Source organism: Burkholderia sp. Ac-20365, assembly GCF_017104715.1.
Lineage (GTDB): Bacteria > Pseudomonadota > Gammaproteobacteria > Burkholderiales > Burkholderiaceae > Paraburkholderia.
Genome location: NZ_JAAGPI010000008.1, coordinates 68,185 through 89,470, shown reverse-complemented (window position 1 = coordinate 89,470; position 21,286 = coordinate 68,185). Strand labels below are relative to the sequence as shown.

The following is a 21,286-nucleotide window of genomic DNA, read 5'->3' as shown; positions in this document are numbered from 1 at the left end:
GCCTGTCCACGAACGCGTCCAAATCCATCCGCATGTCGAGCACTCCACGCACAGCCAGGCGCGTCTCCGCCTCACGCAGCACGCTCGCGGGACCGCCGCGCATGTCCGATGTCGCGGCGCTCGCGGGCGTATCCAAGATGACCGTATCGCGCGTTCTGGCGGGCCGCGGCGTTGCGCCCGCGACACGCGAGCGCGTGCAGCTTGCCATCGACGAACTCGGCTATGTCGCCGACGCGGCAGCGGGCGCGCTGTCGTCGGGGCGCTCGGCGTTCGCCGCCGTGCTCGTGCCGTCGCTCGCCAGTTCCAACTTCTCCGATACCGTGCGCGGGCTCACCGCCGCGCTCGAGCCGCACGGTCTGCAACTGCTGATCGGCGACACCGACTACGATCTCGACCGCGAAGAACGGCTTGTGCGGTCGATGCTACGCTATCAGCCGCGCTGCATTGCATTGACGGGCGCACAGCACACACCCGCGACGCGCGAGCTGCTGCTGCGCTCGGGCGTGCCCGTCGTCGAGATGTGGGACTTGCCCACGACGCCAATCGATGCCGCCGTGGGTTTCTCCAACGCGAAAGCGGCGCGCGAGATGGTGCGTTATCTGGTTGAGCGCGGCTATCGGCGGATCGGTTTTCTGGCCGGTGCCAGCGAACTCGACCGGCGCGGGACGGAACGGCTCAAAGGCTATCTGCAGGAAGTGAAAGCGCAGGGTCTGGGCGAGCCGCGCGTCGTGCGCCTCGGCGACTCGCCGATCACGATGAGCCACGGCGCGCCCGCACTCGATGCATTGTTGCAGCAATGGCCCGACACGGATGCCGTGATGTGCGTGAGCGACATGTCCGCGTTCGGCGCAATCATGCAGTGCCATCGGCGCGGACTGTCGGTGCCTGGCGATATCGCCGTCGCGGGCTTCGGCAATTTCGAAGTCTCCGCGTGCTGCACGCCCACCATCACGACGATTTCCGTCGACGCATACGGCATCGGCACGCGCACGGGCGAAATGCTCCTGGCCGCGCTCGAAGAACACGACGGCGGCGCGCGTCATGCGGCGGAGCGCGTGTCGACGCGCAAGAGCGTAAAAATCGACTACACGGTGATCGCGCGCGAAAGCGCCTGATGCGCGTGCAATGGCGGCCTTCGTGTCGCAGGAGACCGTGCTAACATGACCCGATGTTACCGATAACGTCCACGCATGACACATGCGTGAGATAGCACAAGCAGACACGGAGACACGAGATGACGGAGAAGACGCCCGCGCGCCGTTTGCGCAGCCAGGAATGGTTCGACGATCCTTCACACGCGGACATGACCGCGCTGTATGTCGAGCGCTTCATGAACTACGGCCTCACGCGCGAAGAACTTCAATCAGGCCGGCCGATCATCGGCATCGCGCAGACGGGCAGCGATCTTGCGCCCTGTAATCGACATCACATCGAACTGGCCGAACGCACGAAGGCGGGCATCCGCGACGCGGGCGGCATTCCGATGGAATTTCCCGTTCATCCCCTTGCCGAACAGAGCCGCCGTCCCACGGCCGCACTCGACCGCAATCTCGCGTATCTCGGTCTCGTCGAAATCCTCCACGGTTTCCCGCTCGACGGCGTGGTGCTCACTACCGGCTGTGACAAGACCACGCCCGCGTGCCTGATGGCGGCTGCGACCGTCGATATGCCCGCCATCGTTCTATCGGGCGGTCCGATGCTCGATGGCTGGTATCACGGCAAGCGCGTCGGTTCCGGCACCGTGATCTGGCATGCGCGCAATCTGCTCGCGGCGGGCGAGATCGACTACGAAGGCTTCATGGAACTGACGACAGCTTCGTCGCCTTCCATCGGCCACTGCAACACGATGGGCACGGCGCTGTCGATGAACAGTCTCGCTGAAGCGCTCGGCATGTCGTTGCCGGGTTGCGCGAGCATTCCCGCTGCGTATCGCGAGCGCGGGCAGATGGCGTATGCGACGGGCAAGCGCATCGTCGATATGGTGCGCGAAGATCTGAAACCTTCGCACATCATGACGAAAGAGGCATTCGAGAATGCGATCGTCGTCGCGTCTGCGCTCGGTGCATCGAGTAATTGCCCGCCGCATCTGATTGCGATTGCACGGCATATCGGCGTTGAATTGAGTCTTGCGGATTGGCAGCGCGTCGGCGAGCAGGTGCCTTTGCTCGTCAATTGCATGCCAGCGGGTGAATATCTGGGCGAGAGTTTTCATCGCGCGGGCGGCGTGCCTGCCGTGATGCACGAACTGAAGCAGGCAGGGTTGATACACGAAGCGTGCATGACAGTGTCGGGTCGCACGATTGGCGATATCGCTGCGCATGCCGCGACTGACGATCGCGACGTGATCCGCACGACTGACGAGCCGCTTAAACATGGCGCGGGTTTTATCGTGCTTTCCGGCAACTTCTTCGATAGCGCGATCATGAAGATGTCGGTGGTCGGCGATGCGTTCCGGCAGACGTATCTGAGCGAGCCGGGCAAAGAAAACACCTTCGAAACAAGGGCTATCGTGTTCGATGGTCCCGAGGACTATCACGCGCGTATCAACGATCCATCGCTGCAAATCGACGAGCATTGCATGCTTGTGATTCGCGGCGCGGGCACGGTCGGTTATCCCGGCAGTGCGGAAGTGGTCAACATGGCGCCGCCCGCTGAGCTTGTGCGCAAAGGCATCACATCGTTGCCTTGCATGGGCGATGGACGGCAGAGCGGCACATCGGCGAGTCCGTCTATTCTCAACATGTCGCCGGAAGCGGCCGTCGGTGGCGGGCTCGCGCTGTTGCGCACGAACGACCGTATCCGCGTCGATCTCAATGCACGCAGCGTGCAATTGCTCGTCGATGAAGACGAACTCGAACTGCGTCGCGCGAACATGAAGTTCGATATTCCGCCCGCGCAAACGCCTTGGCAGGAACTGTATCGGCAAACAGTTGGACAGCTTTCGACGGGCGGTTGCCTGGAGCCCGCGACGCTTTATCTGAAGGTGATTGCCGAGCGTGGCAATCCGCGGCATTCGCATTGAACGCAACGCAGCATCGACTAACGAATATTGGAGACTGCTTCATGACTGCATCGAATGAAATCAACTATCTTCCCGACGATCTCGATCGCGCGCTGCTGGTTGGCCGCGTGTGGCGCAAAACGGCGGAGTATGAAGGGCCGAGTGTCGTGGCCGTGCGCAACGGCGACGTGTTCGACATCACGGCGAGCGCGCCGACCACGGCAGATCTTTTCGAGCGCGACGACGCTGTCGATATCGCGCGCAATGCGCCCGGCGAGCGTCTTTGCAGCGCACGCGAACTGATCGCAACGAGCCTTGCGAACGACGCTTCGTCTGCCCTGCAACTGCTCGCACCGTGCGACGTGCAACCTGTCAAGGCCTGCGGCGTCACGTTCGCGGTGAGCCTGATCGAGCGCGTGATCGAAGAGCAGGCGGGCGGCGATCCCGCGAAGGCCGAAGAAGTGCGCCAGACCATCGCCGCGGTGATCGGCACCGATCTGTCGAAGATCAAGCCCGGCTCGGAAGCCGCGGCGCGGCTGAAAGCGGAACTGGAACGGCGTGGCGCGTGGTCGCAATACATGGAAGTCGGTATCGGTCCGGACGCGGAAGTGTTTTCGAAGTCGCAGCCGATGTCGTCGGTCGGCTTCGGCGCGGACGTTGGCTTGCTCGCGGCATCGACCTGGAACAACCCCGAGCCGGAAATCGTGCTAGCCGTGAACAGCAAGGCCGTGGTGGTGGGTGCGACGCTTGGCAACGACGTGAATCTGCGCGATATCGAAGGACGCTCGGCGCTGTTGCTCGGCAAGTGCAAGGACAACAACGGCTCGTGCGCGATCGGCCCGTTCGTGCGCCTCTTCGACGGCGAATTTACGCTGGATTCAGTGCGACGCACGAGCGTGGCGCTACGCGTAGAAGGTGTCGACGATGGATTCCTGCTCGATGGCGTGAGTCATATGTCCGAGATCAGCCGCGATCCCGCCGATCTCGTCGCGCAGACTTGCGGCAGGCACCATCAGTATCCGGACGGCTTCATGCTGTTTCTCGGCACGATGTTCTCGCCGATCAAGGACCGTGACACGAAGGGCAGCGGTTTCACGCATCATCTCGGCGACATCGTGACGATCTCGACGCCGCAACTTGGCGCGTTGCGCAACACGGTGCGGCTGTGCACGGAGATCACGCCATGGACGTTCGGCGTGCGCGCGCTGTACGCGAATCTCGCGGCGCGCGGACTGTTCGGTTCGAGCGTGCAATAAATGTTTCGCGGCGCAATGCCGCGAAATGAAGAAGAGGAAAACGTTTGCGAGTTGCGCTTTCGTTACTCGCAAACGTTCAAATAATCAGGATGACAAAATCATCCTTTTTCATTTCATTCTCTCCCCATTTAAATATCCTCGATAAAGCCTAAAGGCGGGCAATTGCGCGTCGATATACACGGAAAGGCAAACCCGGAGCGATCCGGCGACGCAAAGCTATAGGGACTCCACGCAGGAGTTAGCCAGTTGCCCGATGCATCCGCAGCGGGCCAATCGACGGGCGGCGATTCAAGCCGTCGTCAGGAGGCATTGAAATGTTCAACGCTCGCACGCCCATTTCGGGTTCTCGCGCTATTCACTGGTTGCGTCGTGTGGCGTTGCTTGCAGTGGCACCGCTTGCCATTGCCGTTCACACGAATGCATTTGCGGCGACCGTATTGCCGCTGACTGTTCCCGCTTATTTCGATCCTGTCGGCAAGGGCGCCGGCTACTGGAACGATCTCGCGACGACGGCGGCCAAAGTACCGACCACGGTCATTCTCAATCCCAACAGCGGTCCCGGCACGAGCGCGGACGCCACGTATATCGCGGCGATTGCGAAGGTGCATGCAGCCGGCGGCCGTGTGATCGGTTATGTGTCTTCTTCGTACACGAAGCGTTCGCTGTCGGCGGTCGTGACGGACATCAATCGCTATATCGCGTTCTACAAGATAGACGGTTTCTTCATCGACGAGATGACGTCGGATAGCGTGACGTCGCATATCCAGTTCTATCAGTCTGTCTATAACTACATCAAAGGGCTTTCGCCTGGGTATTCGGTGATGGGCAATCCGGGCACCAACATTCCCGAACTGTATGCGAGTCTGCCTACCGCCGATCAGTTCGTTGTGTTTGAAGATTCTGCGAAGCGTTATGCGAGCTATGCGCCGGCGAAGTGGCAGGCGGGTTATCCGGCTAAACGCTTTGTGCATATGGTGTATGGCGCGCCGGATGCGCAGATGCCGGGTATCGCGTCTTATGCAGTGACGCATGGCGCGGGCAGTGTGTTTGTTACTTCGACAGGGTTGCCGAATCCTTATAAGAATCTGCCTTCATTCTGGAGTCAGTTGGTGGGTACCGTGCTCGCTATCAAATAACCAAGAAGAAGGGCGTCTTGAGCGCCCGTGTTGTTGATGTTGGTGGACGCTGGGCGCGTGAGTGCCTGGCGTTTTTTTTGGGTTTTTGGTTTTGGTTTTGTTTGGTTTGCTTGTGTTGTTGCTGGCATCCGCGTTTTGTTTTGCCTGCTTCAGGCGTTGCCCCTGTGCGGGGCGGCACTTACTTTCTTTGCCGCCGCAAAGAAAGTAAGCAAAGAAAGCGGGCTAACACCGCCCGTTCTTGACCTCCGCCTGAGGGCCCCCAACAGTTCCTCCGCTTCACACGGCGTTCTGCCATTCAATGCCCGTTGCCAACGCCTTGAATGGGCGCCTCACCCACTTCGCTCACCCGTAGCGCAGCCAACGGCAGCGAATGATTGCGGCCGCCCAGGTGGCAAACTGTGTGTAGGTCGTAGCACTTCTCACGTCGGCGCTCGTACGACACCGATCGTGCTTTCGAGCCGTGACGCTGTTTTTCAGTCCGGAGTGGAGCGCATATGCTGCGATAGCCGACACACAGTTTGCCGCTATAGAACGTGTGCGATTTGATGGGGTGTGCCGTGACGCGGGAGCATGAAGTGGGTGAGGCGTCTTTTCAGAGCGCTGGCAACGGGCAGTGAAAGGCAGGTTGCCGTGTGAAGCGGAGGAACTGTTGGGAGCCCTCAGGCGGGAACAAGAACTGGCGGTGTTCAGCGGCTTTCTTTTGCCTACTTTTCTTTGCCGCGGCAAAGAAAAGTAGGTGCCGCCCCGCACAGGGGCAACGCTAATAAACCAATAACATCACGCGGATGCCAGCAAAACCACAAGCAAACCAAACCAGCGTCGCAAGACAACCCAAACTACATGTGCATGCTTGCCCTATCCCATCGATCAAATACCCTTAGAATGCGAACTGAAATAAACCACGTTACACGCATCAAGGCGCACCCATAGCGCCGTTCCCAACGGAGAGGAATGTTGTGCAATTTCTGAATCGCACGGTTGCTTCGGCGCATCGCATGTTGCCGCTGCTGTGTGTCGCGTTGGCGTTAAGCGCCGCGGCAACGACCACAACGCAGGCGGCGTCCAAAACCAGCGGAGCCGAAGAGCCAAACAACGCACACGCCGCAAGCGCCACGGCAACCCCCGACCATTTCACCGCCGACGACCCCGTCAAGGTGCGTGACATGCTCGCGAGCCAGATGCCATCGACGGGCACGCATTCGCTGACCGACCGCATCCGCAAGCTGGCGCGCGAGCCGTACGACCGTATCGTGCGCGGCCATGAAGCGAAGGCCGATACGGGTCAACGCACGTTCCTGTTCATGATCCCCGCGCCGCACGGCATTCTGTATCGCGCGAACACGGATATGCTCAGCGTGAACGTGCCGCTTGCGAGCGACGATCATCCCGATACGATCCAGCTTTATCAGAACATCGAAGGGCAAAGCGGACGCGGTCTCGTGATCGCGCCGGATGCGAAGGCAAAGGGCTTTATCCAGAAGATCGATTCGATCGAACTGGCAACGGAAGGCTCGGCGAAGACGACAGCGCGCGGACGTCTGAAGCTCTCGCAGGCCACCTTCGAGCAGGCCGACGACAACTTCGCGATCGTGCTCGTCTGCACGCTCGAGCCGCCGTATCTCACGGACGCGCGCGAACACAGCGACCCCACCGACGAAGAGCCGACCGACATCACACGCCGCACCTCGACGCTGCATGCAAGCGTGCAGGCCGTATGGCTCGTGAACCAGAAGGACGGTACGGTGCTGGCGAAAGGACTGCGGCTCGCAAAATAGCCGTTATGCACGATGAAGCGTGCGATCGTGCTTATCCAAAACGGTGCATGTACCCTTCTGCGACTTTTTCTTTCTGATGGGGTAATGTATAGCGCGCTTCTTAAAGCAGCGGCAGTCCCTCGCAACATTTCACATCGGAGAATAAGCTATGAAGGCAAAGTGGGCAGCGGTTCTGATCGCGGCATCGACCCTCGGCGTGATGTCCAGCCAGGCAAGCGCACAGGTGGCGGGTTCGCAGACGATCGGCGTGAGCGTCGAGCAGGAAGCGATCATCGTCAACGGCTGGAGCGCGAAGAAGAGCCTGCTTGGCAAGGCAATCTACAACGAGCAGGGCCAGAAGGTCGGCGTGCTGCATGACATCATCATTGCACCGGACAACGCTGCTTCGTTTGCGATCGTCGCTGCACATCAGTTCCTCGGCGTGTCGCAGCATGACGTTGCCGTGCCGTTCTCGCAGATCGACTTCACGGGCGGCAAGCTGGTGTGGGCCGGCGCGACCAAGGACGTTGTGAAGGCCATTCCGGCATTCCAGTACGCAAAGGTTCGCGCAACGCCGATCGCTCGCAAGGAATACAGCGAGCACCATTAAGCGCTCGACGCGGTTCGCATCGCGCGGACTGCGGGCATAAAAAAACGCGGCAGCCATAAGGCTGCCGCGTTTTGTTTGATGCGTCGAAAAGGCCGCGCCCGAGGGCGTCAGCCTTGAAACGTCAGCTGCGTTCGAGGAACGGGCGCAGCTTGTCCGCACGGCTCGGGTGATTGAGCTTGCGGATCGCCTTGCCTTCGATCTGGCGGATACGCTCACGCGTCACGTCGAACTGTCGGCCCACTTCTTCGAGCGTCAGTTCCGAAGCCGTGTCGATGCCGTAACGCATGCGCAGCACTTTCGCTTCGCGCGGCGTGAGAGCGTCGAGCGCTTCGTCGATCGCGCGGCGCATGTTCGCGTGGATCGCGGCATCGGCCGGCGACGTTGCGGACGTGTCTTCGATCATGTCGCCAAGCGTCGTGTCAGCATCTTCACCAACCGGCGAATCCAGCGACGCCGGATTCTTCGCGATCTTCAGGATGCTGCGGATCTTCGCTTCGGGCATGTCCATGCGCTCGGCGAGCACCGACGGATGCGGTTCCTGACCCGTCTGTTGCACGATCTCGCGCTGGATACGGTTCAGCTTGTTGATCGATTCGATCATGTGAACCGGCACACGAATGGTGCGCGCCTGGTCGGCGATCGCGCGCGTGATCGCCTGACGGACCCACCACGTCGCGTACGTCGAGAACTTCCAGCCACGACGGTATTCGAACTTGTCCACCGCCTTCATCAGGCCGATGTTGCCTTCCTGGATCAGATCGAGGAAGTGCATGCCGCGATTCACGTACTTCTTCGCGATCGAAATGACCAGACGCAGGTTGGCTTCGATCATCTCGCGCTTGGCCTGGCGCATCTTGCCTTCAGCCGAGCCGAGCTGCTTGTTGATCTGCTTGAGCTGCTGCAGCGGCAGTGCGATCGACGCTTCGATGTCGACCAGCTTCTGCTGTTCCGACTGGATGGCCGGCAGGTGACGCTCGAGCGCCGGGCCATACGTCTTCGACTTCGCGGCGACGCGCATCGTCCAGTCGAGATCGGTCTCGTTGCCCGGGAACGATTCGACGAACGCTTCGCGCGGCATGTCGCAACGGTCCACGGCGATCTGCAGAATGCTGCGTTCGATCGCGCGAACCTGCGCGACCTGTGCCTGCACTTCCAGGCAGAGGCGGTCGATGGTCTTCGCGGTGAAGCGGATCGGCGTGAGTTCCTGCTGGATCGACTCGCGCAGGTTCGCGATTGCCGTTGCACGGCGCTTGTCCGTGACGGGCATGTCGGGAACGCTTGCGAACAGGTCGCGCACGCGCGTGAAGATCGCGAGGCTGTCTGCCGTCAGCTGTTCGAGGCGAGCAGCGTTGGCCTTCTCGCCACCGTCGTCCGCCATGTCGCCGTCTTCGTCATCCGAGTCTTCGTCCGATGCGCTCGCTTCCAGTTCTTCTTCAGCGGCGGCTTCGGCGGCTTCGTCGTCGAGTTCGGCGGATTCGTTCGGGTTGCTGATGCCGTCGACGAGTTCGTCGATACGGATTTCGCCCGCGACCACGCGGTCCACATCCGACAGGATCGTCGCGATGATGGACGGGCACATCGCGATGGCTTGCACCATGTCCTGCAGGCCGCCTTCGATGCGCTTCGCGATTTCGATTTCGCCGGCACGCGTGAGCAGTTCGCTCGCGCCCATTTCACGCATATACATGCGGACCGGGTCGGTGGTGCGGCCGAATTCGGAGTCGACGGTCGACAGCGCGACTTCCGCTTCTTCATCGGCCTGATCGTCCGATGCGGCGGCCGACGGGCCGTCGTTCAGAAGCAGCGTTTCCGCGTCGGGCGCCGTTTCGTACACGGACACGCCCATTTCGCCGAACGTGCTGACGATGGTTTCCATCGCGGCCGTTTCGGTGAAATTGTCGGGGAGGTGGTCGTTGATGTCGGCGTGCGTCAAATAGCCGCGCTCGCGGCCAAGCGCGATCAGCGCGCGCATCTGGCGCTGACGTTCTTCAACGAGAGATTCCATCAATGCCATATCTTGCGGGGCGACGGCGGGTTGCGCCTTGCCCTTTGCTGCGCGCTTGGGCGCCTTCGCTGCGGTGGTTTCCAACTGGGTGCTGTCCCGGTCAAGCTTTGCCAATACGTTCTCCTCGGCAGGCTGTTTCGCATCCCCGCGCGCGCTCGCACGTCAGGTGGCGGGACCTGTCGGATCGTGAGGTGTGGGCGGGGTGTTGCACGAATCGATTGACGCGGGACGGTGCGCTCGGGGCCTTCCGGAGCGCCGGCATGCCGGTAACTCCGTCAGTCCTTCCGCGCAATGCCTTCCATTCAGGTCGCAATTCGACGCGTGCGGAAAAGTGAATCTGCAAGTATAGCAAGAAATGTGGTGCATTGCACCAGTTTTATGCAGTTGCTGATGCCCTGTACTGGTGCATGCGATTTATCGCCGTTCGCGCGACAGATCCGACGCGACGATCCCGGCCAGCGCCGCGACCAGCAGGCAGCCGACCGTCAGCAGCGTCTTGGCGACAGCCACGGACACATGTTCCGGCCCGATCACCGCGAACGCGCCGACCAGCAGCCCGAGCGCCGATAGCGCGAACATCGCCCACGGCGTGCCGCCGTGCTGCGCGGCATCCTTCGCGACGCAGGCGTTGTCCTGCGCGCGTTCCGGTTCGGGAACGGTAGACGGCGTGGTCACGGCAGGGGCGCTCGACGACGAAGAGATAGAACCTATCTTATGCGACGCATCGTTCATTTCGACTACGTGTTTCTTTCGATCCGGTAACCGGGACTGGTGGGCGCACGCCGTTGCCGGCAGCCGCGCTGCGAGATCCATCATGTTATGACATAACCGCGATGACGTCAGCGCATCGTGCGCGTGACGTGCAGAAGTACAACGTCTCGCGGCGGGGAATGGTTTACAGGCGGAAGCGCTTCCGCTACCTGGCTCGCTATCGACCAGCGCCGCGACCGCGTTGTGATCCATTTCGTTGCTCTCATTTCTGAGAGGTGCGATACCAGTTTTGTGCGTTCCTGTTCTGGCTTCGATGCGTAAAAGTGGCATCACATCGTCCCAAACAGCAGAGAGTGCTGGATGCCCACCGTCGAACACCACATCGAGTCGCGGATCTCCGCGAATCATTTCGATCCCGCGCGTCGTCTGACCGACCACGAAATCGAAGCGCTGATCCGCCTCGCGACCAGAGCGCCTTCAGCATTCAACCTGCAGAACTGGAAATTCGTCGCGCTTCGCACCGACGACGCGAAGGCGCGTCTGTTGCCTCACGCTTACTGGCAACAGAAGGTCGTCGACGCGGCCGTCACGTTCATCGTTTGCGGCACGCTCGAGCCGCACCGCACGATGCCGGCAGCGCTGCAGCCATCCGTGGATGCGGGCCTGCTCGATCGCACGACCTTCGACGGCTGGGTCGGTGCTGCGTGGTCGATGTATCAGGACAAGCCCGCGGCCCAGCGCGACGAGGCGATCCGCTCGGCATCGCTGGCGGCGATGACGCTGATGCTCGCTGCGCAGGCGAAAGGGCTGGCATCCGGCCCGATGATCGGCTTCGATCCGGCAGGCGTGGCGCGTGAGTTCGGCCTCGTATCGACCGACGTCCCGGCGATGCTCGTCACGGTGGGTTATCCCGCAGCGGGCAACTGGCCGCAAAAGCCACGCAGGCCCGTTGCCGATGTACTGCATTTCGCCTGAGGCCGAAGTCCCGTCCAGCGAAACCAGATCGAAGCGATCGACCATCCAAGCGGAGTCCATGATGAAAGCCTATGTAGTCGAACGTGCCGGCGGGCCGGAAGTGCTCGAACTGCGCGACGTGCCTTCCGTTGCGCCGAAGTCCGACGAAGTGCGCATCCGCGTGCGGGCATTCGGCATCAACCGCGGTGAAATCTATCTGCGCGCCGGCAAACTCGGGCCGATCGATGCGCCGCGCGTGCCCGGTATCGAAGCGGTCGGCGAGGTGCTCGACGATCCGTCCGGCGCGTTTCGCTTCGGCGAGCGCGTTGCCACCGCGATGGGCGGTTTGCAGTTCACGCGCGCGGGCAGCTACGCGGAAGAGGTGACGGTGCTCGCGAGCAATGTCGTGTCGCTCGAGGGCACGAGGTTGCCATGGGATCAGCTGGCCGCGCTGCCGCAGGCGTACCTCACCGCCTGGGGCGCGCTGCACAGGAGCCTGCAGATCGAAGCGGGACAAACGCTGCTCGTGCGCGGCGCCACGTCTTCGGTCGGCCTTGCCGCCGTTACTTACGCGAAGGCCTCGGGCGTGCGCGTGTTCGCCTCGACCCGCTCGAAAGAACACGCCGAGCGCCTGTATGGCGCTGGCGCCGATGTCGTCATCGTCGATAAGGGGGCGATCGCGGAGCAGGTTCGCGACGCGCACCCGGCTGGCGTCGACGCCGCGCTCGAAATCGTCGGCGCTGCGACGCTGCGCGACACGGCAAAGACGCTGCGTCCGTTCGGCGCGATCACGGTGATCGGTCTGCTCGGCGGGCCGCCCGTGTTCGAGCAGTTCAACCTGATCACGGACCTGGCGCCTGCCTCGCGATTGAGCTTCTTTCCGAGCCAGCTTTTCGGCACCGACGTGCTGCCGCTCACCAATGCGCCGTTGAAGTCACTCGCGCTCGATGTGGAAAACCGCCGCATCCCGTCCCACCTCGCGAAGGTTTTTGCCTTCGACGAAGTACGGGAAGCGCATCGTATGGTCGAGAGCAGTCGGGAGCCCGGCAAGATCGTGGTGCGGCTGTGAACACGGCACGCCAAAGGACGTTCTGCCTGACAGTCAGGACGCGCATCATTCCCGTGCTGCTCGCGGCGTCCGTGGCGTGGTCGCGTGCTGTGTTTGCCGCGCCCGTCGCTGACGCAGATCATGCGATCACGCAACAACTGCATCGCTATGAAGTGGCATTGAACACGTCGGACACCGACGCGATCATGAAGCTCTATGACGACGCGCCGGTCGTCATGGCACAGGGCGCACCTGCCGCCGTGGGTCGCGAAGCCGTACGCAGTGCCTATAAGCACGCGTTCGGCGCCGTCAAACTGAACGTGCGCTTCGCAATCGACGAGATCAAGCCCTTATCGCGCGACTGGGCCTTCGCACGCACGCACTCGACAGGCACGATCGAAAAGCTCGCAGGCACGCGCGCGACGCGGCCCGAAGCGAACCAGGAACTGTTCATCCTGCATCGCGGGCCGGACGGTGTGTGGCGTGTCGCGCGCTATATCTTTTCAGCGACGAATTCACCCGCAGCGGAATGACGTAAGCGCGAGTGGTGACGGGCAGGTCAGACGCGCCCCGGCAGCGCCGTTCTCGTCTGGCGGCGCGTTTCGGCCGCTTCGCTGACGTCCCAGAACGACAGCACCTGCACCGACAGCCGGCAGCGATGCCAGTACATGCCATGCAGGCGGCGCCGGATGTTATTCAGCGTCGTCCAGTTGGCACCCTTGATCGCGATGAGCGCGGCGGGGTGCTCGTCGGCTTCGCCGACCAGTTCGATCTCGCGGCAGTCCGCGTGCGAATAGCGGAACACGAGCGCTTTCACTTCATCGAGCGAAGCGGTTTGCGGGAGACCGCTGATCAATAGTTTCATCCGGATGCCCTGTTTCAGCCAATGATGCTCACGCCGCCGTCGACGAACACGGTGTTGCCCGTCATGCGCCGCGCGTAGGGTGTAGCGAGAAACGCGCAGGTGTAGCCGACGTCCATGATGTCGACGAGTTCGCCAATGGGCGCGCGCTCGGCCGCTTCGTTGAGCAGCAGGTCGAAGTCCTTCAGGCCCGACGCCGCGCGTGTCTTCAACGGTCCCGGCGAGATGGGATGCACGCGGATACGCTTCGGCCCAAGCTCATGCGCGAGATAGCGGCACGACGCTTCGAGCGCGGCCTTCACGGGGCCCATCAGATCGTAGTTCGGCACGACGCGCGTCGCGCCCAGATAGCTCATCGCGAACATCGAACCGCCGTCGTCCATCAGCGGCGCGGCGAGTCGCGCCATGCGGATGAACGAATGGCACGAGATGTCCATCGCCACCGCAAAGCCTTCCGCCGAACTGTTCAGCAGGCCGCCTTGCAGATCCGCTTTCGGCGCGAAAGCGATCGAGTGCACGGCGACGTCGAGCCGTCCCCAGGTCGCGCGGATTTCGTCGAACACGGCTTCGAGCTGGCCGGGTTCCGATACGTCGAGCGGCAGCAATAGCGACGCGCCAAGCTCACGTGCGAGTGGCTCGACGTATGTTTTCGCCTTGTCGTTCAGATAGGTGATCGCGAGTTCGGCGCCCAGATCGCGAAACGCACGCGCGCAGCCAAAGGCGATCGAATGCTCGTTCGCGATGCCGATGATCAGCACTTTCTGTCCCGCCAGCACCTTGCCTGTCGGCGTATCCATGCTCAATCCTCCAGCCGGCGCAGCGCATGCCGGGCGATCATCAGTTCTTCGTTGGTCGGAATCACCCAGACATCGACGGCGCTTTTTTCATTGCTGATGCGCGGGCCGTGACGTTGGTTCGCCTCTTCATCGAGCGACACACCGAGCCACGCCGCCAGTTCGCCCACGCGCTTGCGCACCGGGTCCGCGCGCTCGCCGATGCCCGCCGTGAACACGATCGCATCGAGCCCGCCGAGCGCGGCTGTCAGCGAGCCGAGTTCGCGCGAGATGCGATAGCAGAACAGTTCGACGGCTTCGGCGGCTTTCGGATCGTCGCTCGCGAGCAGCGTGCGCATGTCGCTGGAAATGCCGGACACGCCGAGCAATCCGGAACGCTTGTACAGCAGCGCTTCGATCGCACGCGCATCCATATTTGCTTCTTCGAGCATCCACAGCACGACGCCGGGATCGAGACTGCCCGAGCGCGTGCCCATCACGAGTCCTTCGACGGCGGTGAAGCCCATCGTGCTTGCGATGCTTTTGCATTGATCGAAGGCCGTCATGCTCGCGCCGTTGCCCAGATGCAGCACGACGGTCTTGCCTTTGGCCGCGCGTTCGTCGACTTCCGGCAGCACGCTCGCAATGTATTCGTACGAGAGCCCGTGAAAGCCATAGCGCCGCACACCTCGATCCGTGATGTCGGGCGGCAACGCGAAACGCGTCGCGACGGCGGGCTGCGTGTGATGAAACGCGGTATCGAAGCAGGCGATCTGCGGCACGGTCGAATTGCGCGCCATGATCGAGCGGATGGCGGCGAGATTGTGCGGCTGATGCAGCGGCGCAAGCGGCACGAGCGCTTCGAGTTCCTGCATCACATGTTCATCGACGCGCACGGGCGCCGAATACCTGTCGCCGCCATGCACGACGCGATGGCCGACAGCGAGCAGCGTTGCGCGTCCCTGGTTGTGGCTGCGCAGCCAGTCGAGCAGAAACGCGATTGCATTGTCGTGCCCGAGACGCTCGCCTTCGGGCCAGCGTTTGTCTTCGACCACTTCGCCGTTTTGCCGCTTCACGGTGAAGCGCGGATTCGTGTAGATCTCTTCGATCTTGCCGCCCGCGATCGGCTCGAGCTGCGCGCCTTGCGCTTCGAACGCATGAAACTTGATGCTCGACGAACCCGCGTTGATGACGAGGATGACGTCCATGCCGCTCCCTCAAAGCCTCAAAGGCTTGTTCAGACGATGGCGGAAGTGGGCTGCTCGCGTCGCGCGAGCGCGACCATCGATGCAACCGCGCACGAGGCCAGCCGCGTGATGACGGAATCGGCACGGCTCGTGAGAATGATGGGCACCTTCGCGCCGAGCACGATGCCGGCGGCGTCCGCGCCCGCGAGAAACGTGAGGCTCTTCGCGAGCATGTTGCCCGCTTCGAGATCGGGCACGACGAGCACGTTCGCGTGGCCCGCGACAGGCGAGTCGATGCCTTTGATCTTCGCTGCTTCCTCGTTGATCGCGTTGTCGAGCGCGAGCGGGCCGTCGAGAATGCCGCCCTTGATCTGCCCGCGGTCGGCCATCTTGCAGAGTGCAGCGGCGTCGAGCGTCGACGGCACTTTCGAGTTGACGGTTTCCATCGCCGACAGAATCGCCACGCGCGCAACGGGGAAGCGCAGCGCATGCGCGAGATCGATGGCGTTCTGCACGATGTCGCGCTTTTCGTCGAGCGTCGGCGCGATGTTGACGGCGGCGTCGGTGATGATGAGGGGATCGGCGCGGCCCGGCACGTCCATGATGAAGCAGTGGCTCACGCGTCGTTCGGTGCGCAGGCCTGCCGCGCGGGAAACCACCGCGCCCATCAGTTCGTCCGTATGCAGCGAGCCCTTCATCAGTGCCTGCGCTTTGCCCTCGTGCACGAGTTGCACCGCGCATTCGGCGGCTGCATGACTATGCGGCGCGTCGACGATGGGCAGATCGCCGAGATCGAGATTGCCTTCTTTTGCCGCCGCTTCGATCTTCGCGCGCGGGCCGACGAGTATCGGCGCGATCAGTTTCAGCTTTGCTGCTTCGACCACGGCCGATAGCGAATCGTGATCGCAAGGATGCGCGACGGCGGTCGGTGTCGGCGGGAGTGTGGCGGCAAAGGCGACCAGGCGCTCGTATTTATCGCGCTTGTGTTCCATGTTCCAAGCCCTCGTAGATGCTGCGAGCCAGATGCGCGTCATGCGCGGCGGACGGTGATCGTTCGCTCGCGCACGGCGCGGCTTCGTCTGTCATTCGACCTGCTGGCGTGCGGACTCCGCACGCCGCGTCGTCTTCTTCTTCGACGCCGATTCGAAGATCGTCAGCACGCGCGCGAGATCGGCGCGCTCGCTGTCGTCGAGCGGCAGCATCGTGCTGAGCTTGTCGATGTCGCGTGCGGCGTTGCGGATGTTGTCGGGCGGCGCGCTGGAAAGCAGGCCCGGCAGCGCACCGATCGCGGCCTCGCTGTCGAGGCGCAACAGCGCAGCCTGTTCGCGCACGACATGCTTGAACGACAGAATGCCATCGTCCGACAGCTTGCTCAGCATTTCGCGCGCGAGATTGAAGCGGCGCTCGTCCGCCTCGCCATGCGTGCGCCGCACGTACAGCAGCGCGCGTACGCTCGCTTCGATGAGACCGCCTTCCGTCATGTCGTGACGCAGCCGCTCGTGTTCCGCGACGATCGACGCTTCGCGCTCTTCGGTGTCGCCGGGTTCCGTCAATGCGGCGTTCGCTGCGCTGTCGCTCTGTGGCGGAAGGCCCGCAAAAGCCTGCAGCCACGGCGCGCCATAGACGGTCTCGAAGAGCTGCTCGACAGCGGCGTCGCGCATGTCGCGATAGAAATCGAACGACGCGACGATCGCATTCGACATCACCGTTTGCATCTGCATGAACGGATTGTCGGCGGCGACGGGCGCGCGCGCTGCCTTCACGCTTTCGGCTGCCTGCGCCACAGACGACGCGAACGGATTGCGATCGGACCACAGTTCATACGTGATGCGCAGCGGATGCAGCTTGCTTGAAAAATCGGAGGTCCACGGCGTCGTGGTTGCGCGCACCCACGGTTGCAGGAAGCTGCGATACAGACCGAGGTTGAAGCGCGATATATACGCAGCCGTGGCGAAGCGCCGGTCGCTTTCGGGATCGGGCTGCACGATCTCGCGCACATCGGCGACGGTGCGCGGAGAAATCGACAGCACGTATTGGCCTTGCACGAGATCGGCGTGCGGCGTTTCTTTCGTCTTGGCGCCGATGTGCGCTTCGTAAAGACCCGACGGCAGCAGATCGATCAGATCGATATTGCTGACGAATTCGCGATGTTCCTTCTTGCCCGTGCTGCTCGACACGAAGATGCCGAGATGGCCGATGCTGTCGTGCGTCGCATAGACGATGGTCTGGTCGTGGCCGAGCAGGTCGGCATCGTCGCGGTAGAGATCGGTGATCCAGCCGAGCGCCTGCGGCGGCGGCGTGATGTTGTCGCCATATGAGCAGAACACGACGATGGGCGAGCGGATATTGCGCAGATCGAGCCGCACGCCGTCCGACGTGACGATCTCGCCGCACACGAAGCGATTGCCGACAAACAGGTTATCGACGATGTACTGCATTTCGCCTGCGTTCAGAAACACATGGCCGCCCCAGTACTTTTCAAAGCCGAGATAGCGCGAGCCTTCCGAGTCGATGTTCGCGTACAGGTTGTATTGCTTGGTCCACAGCGTATTCGCCGGGTTCAGGTTCTCGAAGTTCTGCACGAGCCATGCGCCGTCGAAACGGCCATCGCCGAGATCGCCTGTTAGCGCGGTCAGCCACGAGCCGCCGAGCATGCCGCCCGAATAGCGCATCGGGTTCTTGCCGCGCCAGCCGGCCCAGTACGACACGGGCGCGCCCGCGACGACGATCGGGCCGAACAGTTCGGGCCGCATCGAGGCTGTCATCAGCACCTGCCAGCCTGCCTGGCAATTGCCGATGACAGCGGGCTTGCCGGGGCTATGGGGATGCAGTTCGATGACCTTTTCGAGGAACGCGGCTTCCGCGTGCATCACGTCTTCGACGGTTTGTCCCGGCACTGGGTCAGGCAGAAAGCCGATGAAATAGCACGGATGTCCTGCGCGCAATGCAGCGCCGATTTCGCTATCGCGCTTGAAGCCGCCGATGCCGGGTCCATGTCCCGCGCGTGGGTCGACCACCACGAAAGGACGCAGGCGGCCAGGGTCGCTGCCTTCGACGAAATCGCGGTCGGGCTTCAGGTCGTCGGGCGGAAGGATGCGCACGAGGCCGTAATTCACGGGGCGCGGCAATGTGCGTCCATCCACGACGAGTTCCGTGCCGAACTCGGTATCGAGTACGTTGGGCACGCGCTCCTGCAAGTGCGCCTGATACTGATTGCCGCGTTCACGCATCACGTCGGCGAACAGCACACTGCGTTGCCATGCATCGACGGCGTACGCATAGCCTTGCGCGATCAGATTGCCGGGCATGGATGCGAAGGGCATCGGCTGCGTGAATGTGTCAGACGAGGCAGTGAATAAAGCGGATACCGGTTGAGACTGATTCATGGTCGCATCTGCTCCCTTAAAGGGTCGGCGCCGTGGTCTCATGCGAGGCTCACATGCGCGCGCGATGCCCGCATGAAACGCTTACACGATGCGCGTGCATCGTCGCAGTGAGTCGCGCGGCCTGAAACCAGGGCGAGACATCAACGCGCCTCGATGAGGCGCGGCTTCGATCAAGATCAGCGAAAAAAATGGCAGAAGCATGACGCTTTGATGAATGCATACGTCGCACGCGCTTCACACGCGAGACGTTGCTTGTTGCATTGCGTCAATGACTCAGTTTAGGACGGGATGATTTTTCTGGCAATGTGAAATATGCCTGCTAATGCAGCGTGCTTATCACTGCATTGACATCGATCAAGGCAGTTGCGTTTTCTACGTCGATCGATGTCGGGTATGTATTAACGGCTTGCGTCGCGAATCATGTTGCGCGCGATCACCAGTTGCTGGATCTGCGTGGTGCCTTCGTAGATGCGGAACAGACGCACGTCGCGATAGAAGCGCTCGACGGCATACTCGGACACGTAGCCCGCGCCGCCGTGAATCTGCACTGCGCGATCCGCGACGCGGCCGCACATCTCCGAGGCGAACAGCTTGCAGCACGACGCTTCCGTCGCGACATCCTGACCGCTGTCACGGCGGCGCGCGGCATCGAGCACCATCGAGCGCGCGGCGTAAATCTCTGCGCGGCTGTCGGCGAGCATCGCCTGCACGAGTTGAAATTCGGCAATCGGCTGGCCGAACTGCTTGCGCTCCATCGCGTAGCGCAGTGCATCGTCGAGCATGCGCTCGGCTGCACCCACGCAGATCGCCGAAATATGCAGGCGCCCTTTGTCGAGCACTTTCATCGCCGTCTTGAAGCCGACGCCTTCCTTGCCACCGATGATATTGCTGGCAGGCACGCGGCAATTCTCGAAGATCACGTCACAGGTATGCGCGCCTTTCTGGCCCATCTTCCGGTCGATCTTGCCGAGCGACAAACCCGGCGTGCCTTTCTCGACGATAAACGCCGAGATGCCGCTTGCGCCCTTGATGTCAGGGTTGGTGCGCGCCATCACGGTGTAGATGCCCGCTTCGGGCGCGTTGGTAATGAAGCGCTTGGTGCCGTTGATCACATAGTGGTCGCCGTCGCGCACGGCCGTCGTGCGCAGCGACGCTGCATCCGAACCCGAGCCCGGCTCCGTCAGCGCAAACGACGCGATCAGTTCGCCCGACGCGAGCTTCGGCAGGTAGTGGTGCTTTTGCGCGTCGGTTCCGTCGATGATGAGCCCTTGCGAGCCGATGCCGTTGTTCGTGCCGATCAGCGAGCGGAACGCGGGCGAGGTTTTCGCGATCTCGAACGCGGCGAGGACTTCTTCTTCCATCGTGAGGCCGAGGCCGCCGTACTCTTCGGGAATAGACAGGCCAAAGAGACCGAGTTCGCGCATTTCGCCGACGATATCGGCGGGAATTTCATCCGTCTCGGCGACTTCGTTTTCGGCGGGCACGAGACGCTCGCGTACGAAGCGCGACAGCGAATCGAGCAGAATGGACAGTGTTTCCTGATCGCGGATCATCGTGTTACCTGTGTGCTGTGACGCGGTTTGCTTTGCGCGTTCGCATGAACGCGTGAAGCGCGCCGCGCCGGTTTTTCTTCATCGCCGCCCGATGGCGGCTTCCACTCGTTTGACAAGGGCCACGAGGCGCGGACCGATGTCGTTCACCAGTTTGTCGCGGCCCAGTACGAAGGCGGGGCCGCCGCAATTAAAGGCCATCTGCGTGCCGTCGGGCGCCGTGAACGGGACGCCGACACTCGCGATGTCCGCATCCCAGTCGCCATACGACAGGCAGAAGCCACGCGTGGCGTAATCGTCCATCGCGTCGCCGATGCCGCGTTCGATGCGCGGCCAGGCGGCTTCATTCTGCGCGCGCACCTGGTCGAGCACGGTGTTGCGTTCGGCGTCGCTGGCGGCGGCGAGGTACGCGCGGCCCATCGACGTCGTCGCAATCGGCAGGCGCGTGCCGATGCTGCGCATCACGGTGATGGGCGCGCTGCTGCGCACCCATTCGACGTACATCATCGACAGCCGGTCGCGCACGCCGATCGCCACCGAGCAGCCCGCGTATTCGGCCAGTTCCTGCATCAATGGCCGCGCGAGGTCGCGAATGTCGAGGTTCGACAGCATCGCGTAACCGAGCGACAGCACGCCTGTGCCGAGGCTGTACTTGCCGAGCGGCTCGTCGTAGTGCAGATAGCCGAGCTTCGCGAGCGTGCCGGCGAGCCGCGCGACGGTGCCCTTCGGCAAACCCGTTCTGCGCGCCAGTTCGGTCAGGCCGAGATGCCGTTCCTTCAGGCCGAAACAGCGCAGCAACTCGAGGCCGCGCGCGAGCGCCGTGACGAACTGGCGGTCTGTTTCGTACGGTTCGTCGTCGAAGCGCGCGATGTCGCGGTGTTCGGGCGGATGTGTGTCGCCTGCTCTGGTGCCTGGGCCTGATGCTGTCATGTCGCTCGACTCTGTGTCAACCGGTTATGGCTGTATGGTTCGCATGGCGGACCATTGTAAAGCGGAGTCAGGAGGCTTGCCAGCCGACGTGAGCGGTGATCTGGTGTGGCTTGCGAGGCCATC

18 protein-coding genes and 1 riboswitch are annotated in these 21,286 nt (G+C 62.4%); of the genes, 9 read left to right on the top strand and 9 right to left on the bottom strand.

Annotation, left to right across the window (positions count from 1 at the left end; translation table 11 throughout):
* Positions 1-101: 101 nt before the first annotated feature.
* The 6 genes from G3O01_RS16540 to G3O01_RS16515 all read left to right on the top strand — a co-directional run bounded on the left by G3O01_RS16540 (position 102) and on the right by G3O01_RS16515 (position 7,757).
* Positions 102-1,115, top strand: a complete 1,014-nt coding sequence (locus G3O01_RS16540; protein ID WP_205806214.1) for a LacI family DNA-binding transcriptional regulator — start codon at positions 102-104, stop codon at positions 1,113-1,115.
* A 119-nt stretch (positions 1,116-1,234) separates the two neighbouring features.
* On the top strand, positions 1,235-3,022 hold the full coding sequence (locus tag G3O01_RS16535; RefSeq protein ID WP_205806213.1) for an IlvD/Edd family dehydratase: 1,788 nt from the start codon (positions 1,235-1,237) through the stop codon (positions 3,020-3,022).
* 41 nt (positions 3,023-3,063) lie between these two features.
* Entirely contained in the window at positions 3,064-4,257 is a 1,194-nt protein-coding gene (locus tag G3O01_RS16530; RefSeq protein ID WP_205806212.1) for a fumarylacetoacetate hydrolase family protein, read from the top strand.
* Positions 4,258-4,432: 175 nt separating this feature from the next.
* Positions 4,433-4,511, top strand: a riboswitch (cyclic di-GMP riboswitch).
* A gap of 60 nt (positions 4,512-4,571) precedes the next feature.
* The gene (locus G3O01_RS16525) at positions 4,572-5,393 is read left to right on the top strand and encodes a spherulation-specific family 4 protein (RefSeq protein WP_205806211.1); all 822 of its coding nucleotides are present in this window, start codon (positions 4,572-4,574) and stop codon (positions 5,391-5,393) included.
* A 956-nt stretch (positions 5,394-6,349) separates the two neighbouring features.
* Positions 6,350-7,168 carry a hypothetical protein gene (locus G3O01_RS16520; protein ID WP_205806210.1) on the top strand — a complete coding sequence of 273 codons (819 nt, stop codon included), beginning with the start codon at positions 6,350-6,352 and terminating at the stop codon, positions 7,166-7,168.
* A gap of 148 nt (positions 7,169-7,316) precedes the next feature.
* Complete coding sequence (locus G3O01_RS16515; RefSeq protein WP_205806209.1) at positions 7,317-7,757, top strand: PRC-barrel domain-containing protein; 441 nt, start codon at positions 7,317-7,319, stop codon at positions 7,755-7,757.
* A 121-nt stretch (positions 7,758-7,878) separates the two neighbouring features.
* Here G3O01_RS16515 and rpoD read toward each other — a convergent pair whose 3' ends face one another.
* The gene (rpoD, locus tag G3O01_RS16510) at positions 7,879-9,876 is read right to left on the bottom strand and encodes an RNA polymerase sigma factor RpoD (RefSeq protein ID WP_205806208.1); all 1,998 of its coding nucleotides are present in this window, start codon (positions 9,874-9,876) and stop codon (positions 7,879-7,881) included.
* Between the two features lie 300 nt (positions 9,877-10,176).
* A complete protein-coding gene (locus G3O01_RS16505) occupies positions 10,177-10,437 on the bottom strand; it encodes a hypothetical protein (RefSeq protein WP_346779198.1) in 261 nt (86 codons plus the stop codon).
* Positions 10,438-10,833: 396 nt separating this feature from the next.
* Between G3O01_RS16505 and G3O01_RS16500 the strand changes: the two genes are divergently transcribed.
* From G3O01_RS16500 to G3O01_RS16490, 3 genes are read left to right on the top strand one after another with little or no spacing between them, the layout of a single operon-like run.
* Positions 10,834-11,448, top strand: a complete 615-nt coding sequence (locus G3O01_RS16500; RefSeq protein ID WP_205806206.1) for a nitroreductase family protein — start codon at positions 10,834-10,836, stop codon at positions 11,446-11,448.
* Positions 11,449-11,506: 58 nt separating this feature from the next.
* Entirely contained in the window at positions 11,507-12,496 is a 990-nt protein-coding gene (locus G3O01_RS16495; protein ID WP_241024018.1) for a zinc-binding dehydrogenase, read from the top strand.
* Complete coding sequence (locus G3O01_RS16490; RefSeq protein ID WP_346779197.1) at positions 12,493-13,008, top strand: nuclear transport factor 2 family protein; 516 nt, start codon at positions 12,493-12,495, stop codon at positions 13,006-13,008. The genes G3O01_RS16495 and G3O01_RS16490 overlap by 4 nt, the downstream gene beginning before the upstream one ends.
* 26 nt (positions 13,009-13,034) lie before the next feature.
* On the opposite strand, the gene G3O01_RS16485 is transcribed toward G3O01_RS16490, so the two are convergent.
* The 7 genes from G3O01_RS16485 to G3O01_RS16455 form a co-directional block, all read right to left on the bottom strand.
* Positions 13,035-13,340 (bottom strand): RNA-binding protein, encoded by a 306-nt coding sequence (locus G3O01_RS16485; protein ID WP_205806205.1) that lies wholly within the window; start codon positions 13,338-13,340, stop codon positions 13,035-13,037.
* A gap of 14 nt (positions 13,341-13,354) precedes the next feature.
* Complete coding sequence (gene fabI, locus G3O01_RS16480; protein ID WP_205806204.1) at positions 13,355-14,134, bottom strand: enoyl-ACP reductase FabI; 780 nt, start codon at positions 14,132-14,134, stop codon at positions 13,355-13,357.
* A 2-nt stretch (positions 14,135-14,136) separates the two neighbouring features.
* Positions 14,137-15,318 (bottom strand): acetate/propionate family kinase, encoded by a 1,182-nt coding sequence (locus G3O01_RS16475; protein ID WP_205806203.1) that lies wholly within the window; start codon positions 15,316-15,318, stop codon positions 14,137-14,139.
* Between the two features lie 29 nt (positions 15,319-15,347).
* Positions 15,348-16,289 (bottom strand): phosphate acetyltransferase, encoded by a 942-nt coding sequence (locus G3O01_RS16470; RefSeq protein ID WP_205806202.1) that lies wholly within the window; start codon positions 16,287-16,289, stop codon positions 15,348-15,350.
* Between the two features lie 90 nt (positions 16,290-16,379).
* Complete coding sequence (locus tag G3O01_RS16465) at positions 16,380-18,683, bottom strand: DUF3141 domain-containing protein (protein WP_205806201.1); 2,304 nt, start codon at positions 18,681-18,683, stop codon at positions 16,380-16,382.
* Positions 18,684-19,081: 398 nt separating this feature from the next.
* On the bottom strand, positions 19,082-20,236 hold the full coding sequence (locus G3O01_RS16460) for an acyl-CoA dehydrogenase family protein (RefSeq protein ID WP_205806200.1): 1,155 nt from the start codon (positions 20,234-20,236) through the stop codon (positions 19,082-19,084).
* Positions 20,237-20,314: 78 nt separating this feature from the next.
* Positions 20,315-21,163 carry an IclR family transcriptional regulator gene (locus tag G3O01_RS16455; protein WP_205806199.1) on the bottom strand — a complete coding sequence of 283 codons (849 nt, stop codon included), beginning with the start codon at positions 21,161-21,163 and terminating at the stop codon, positions 20,315-20,317.
* Positions 21,164-21,286: the final 123 nt, after the last annotated feature.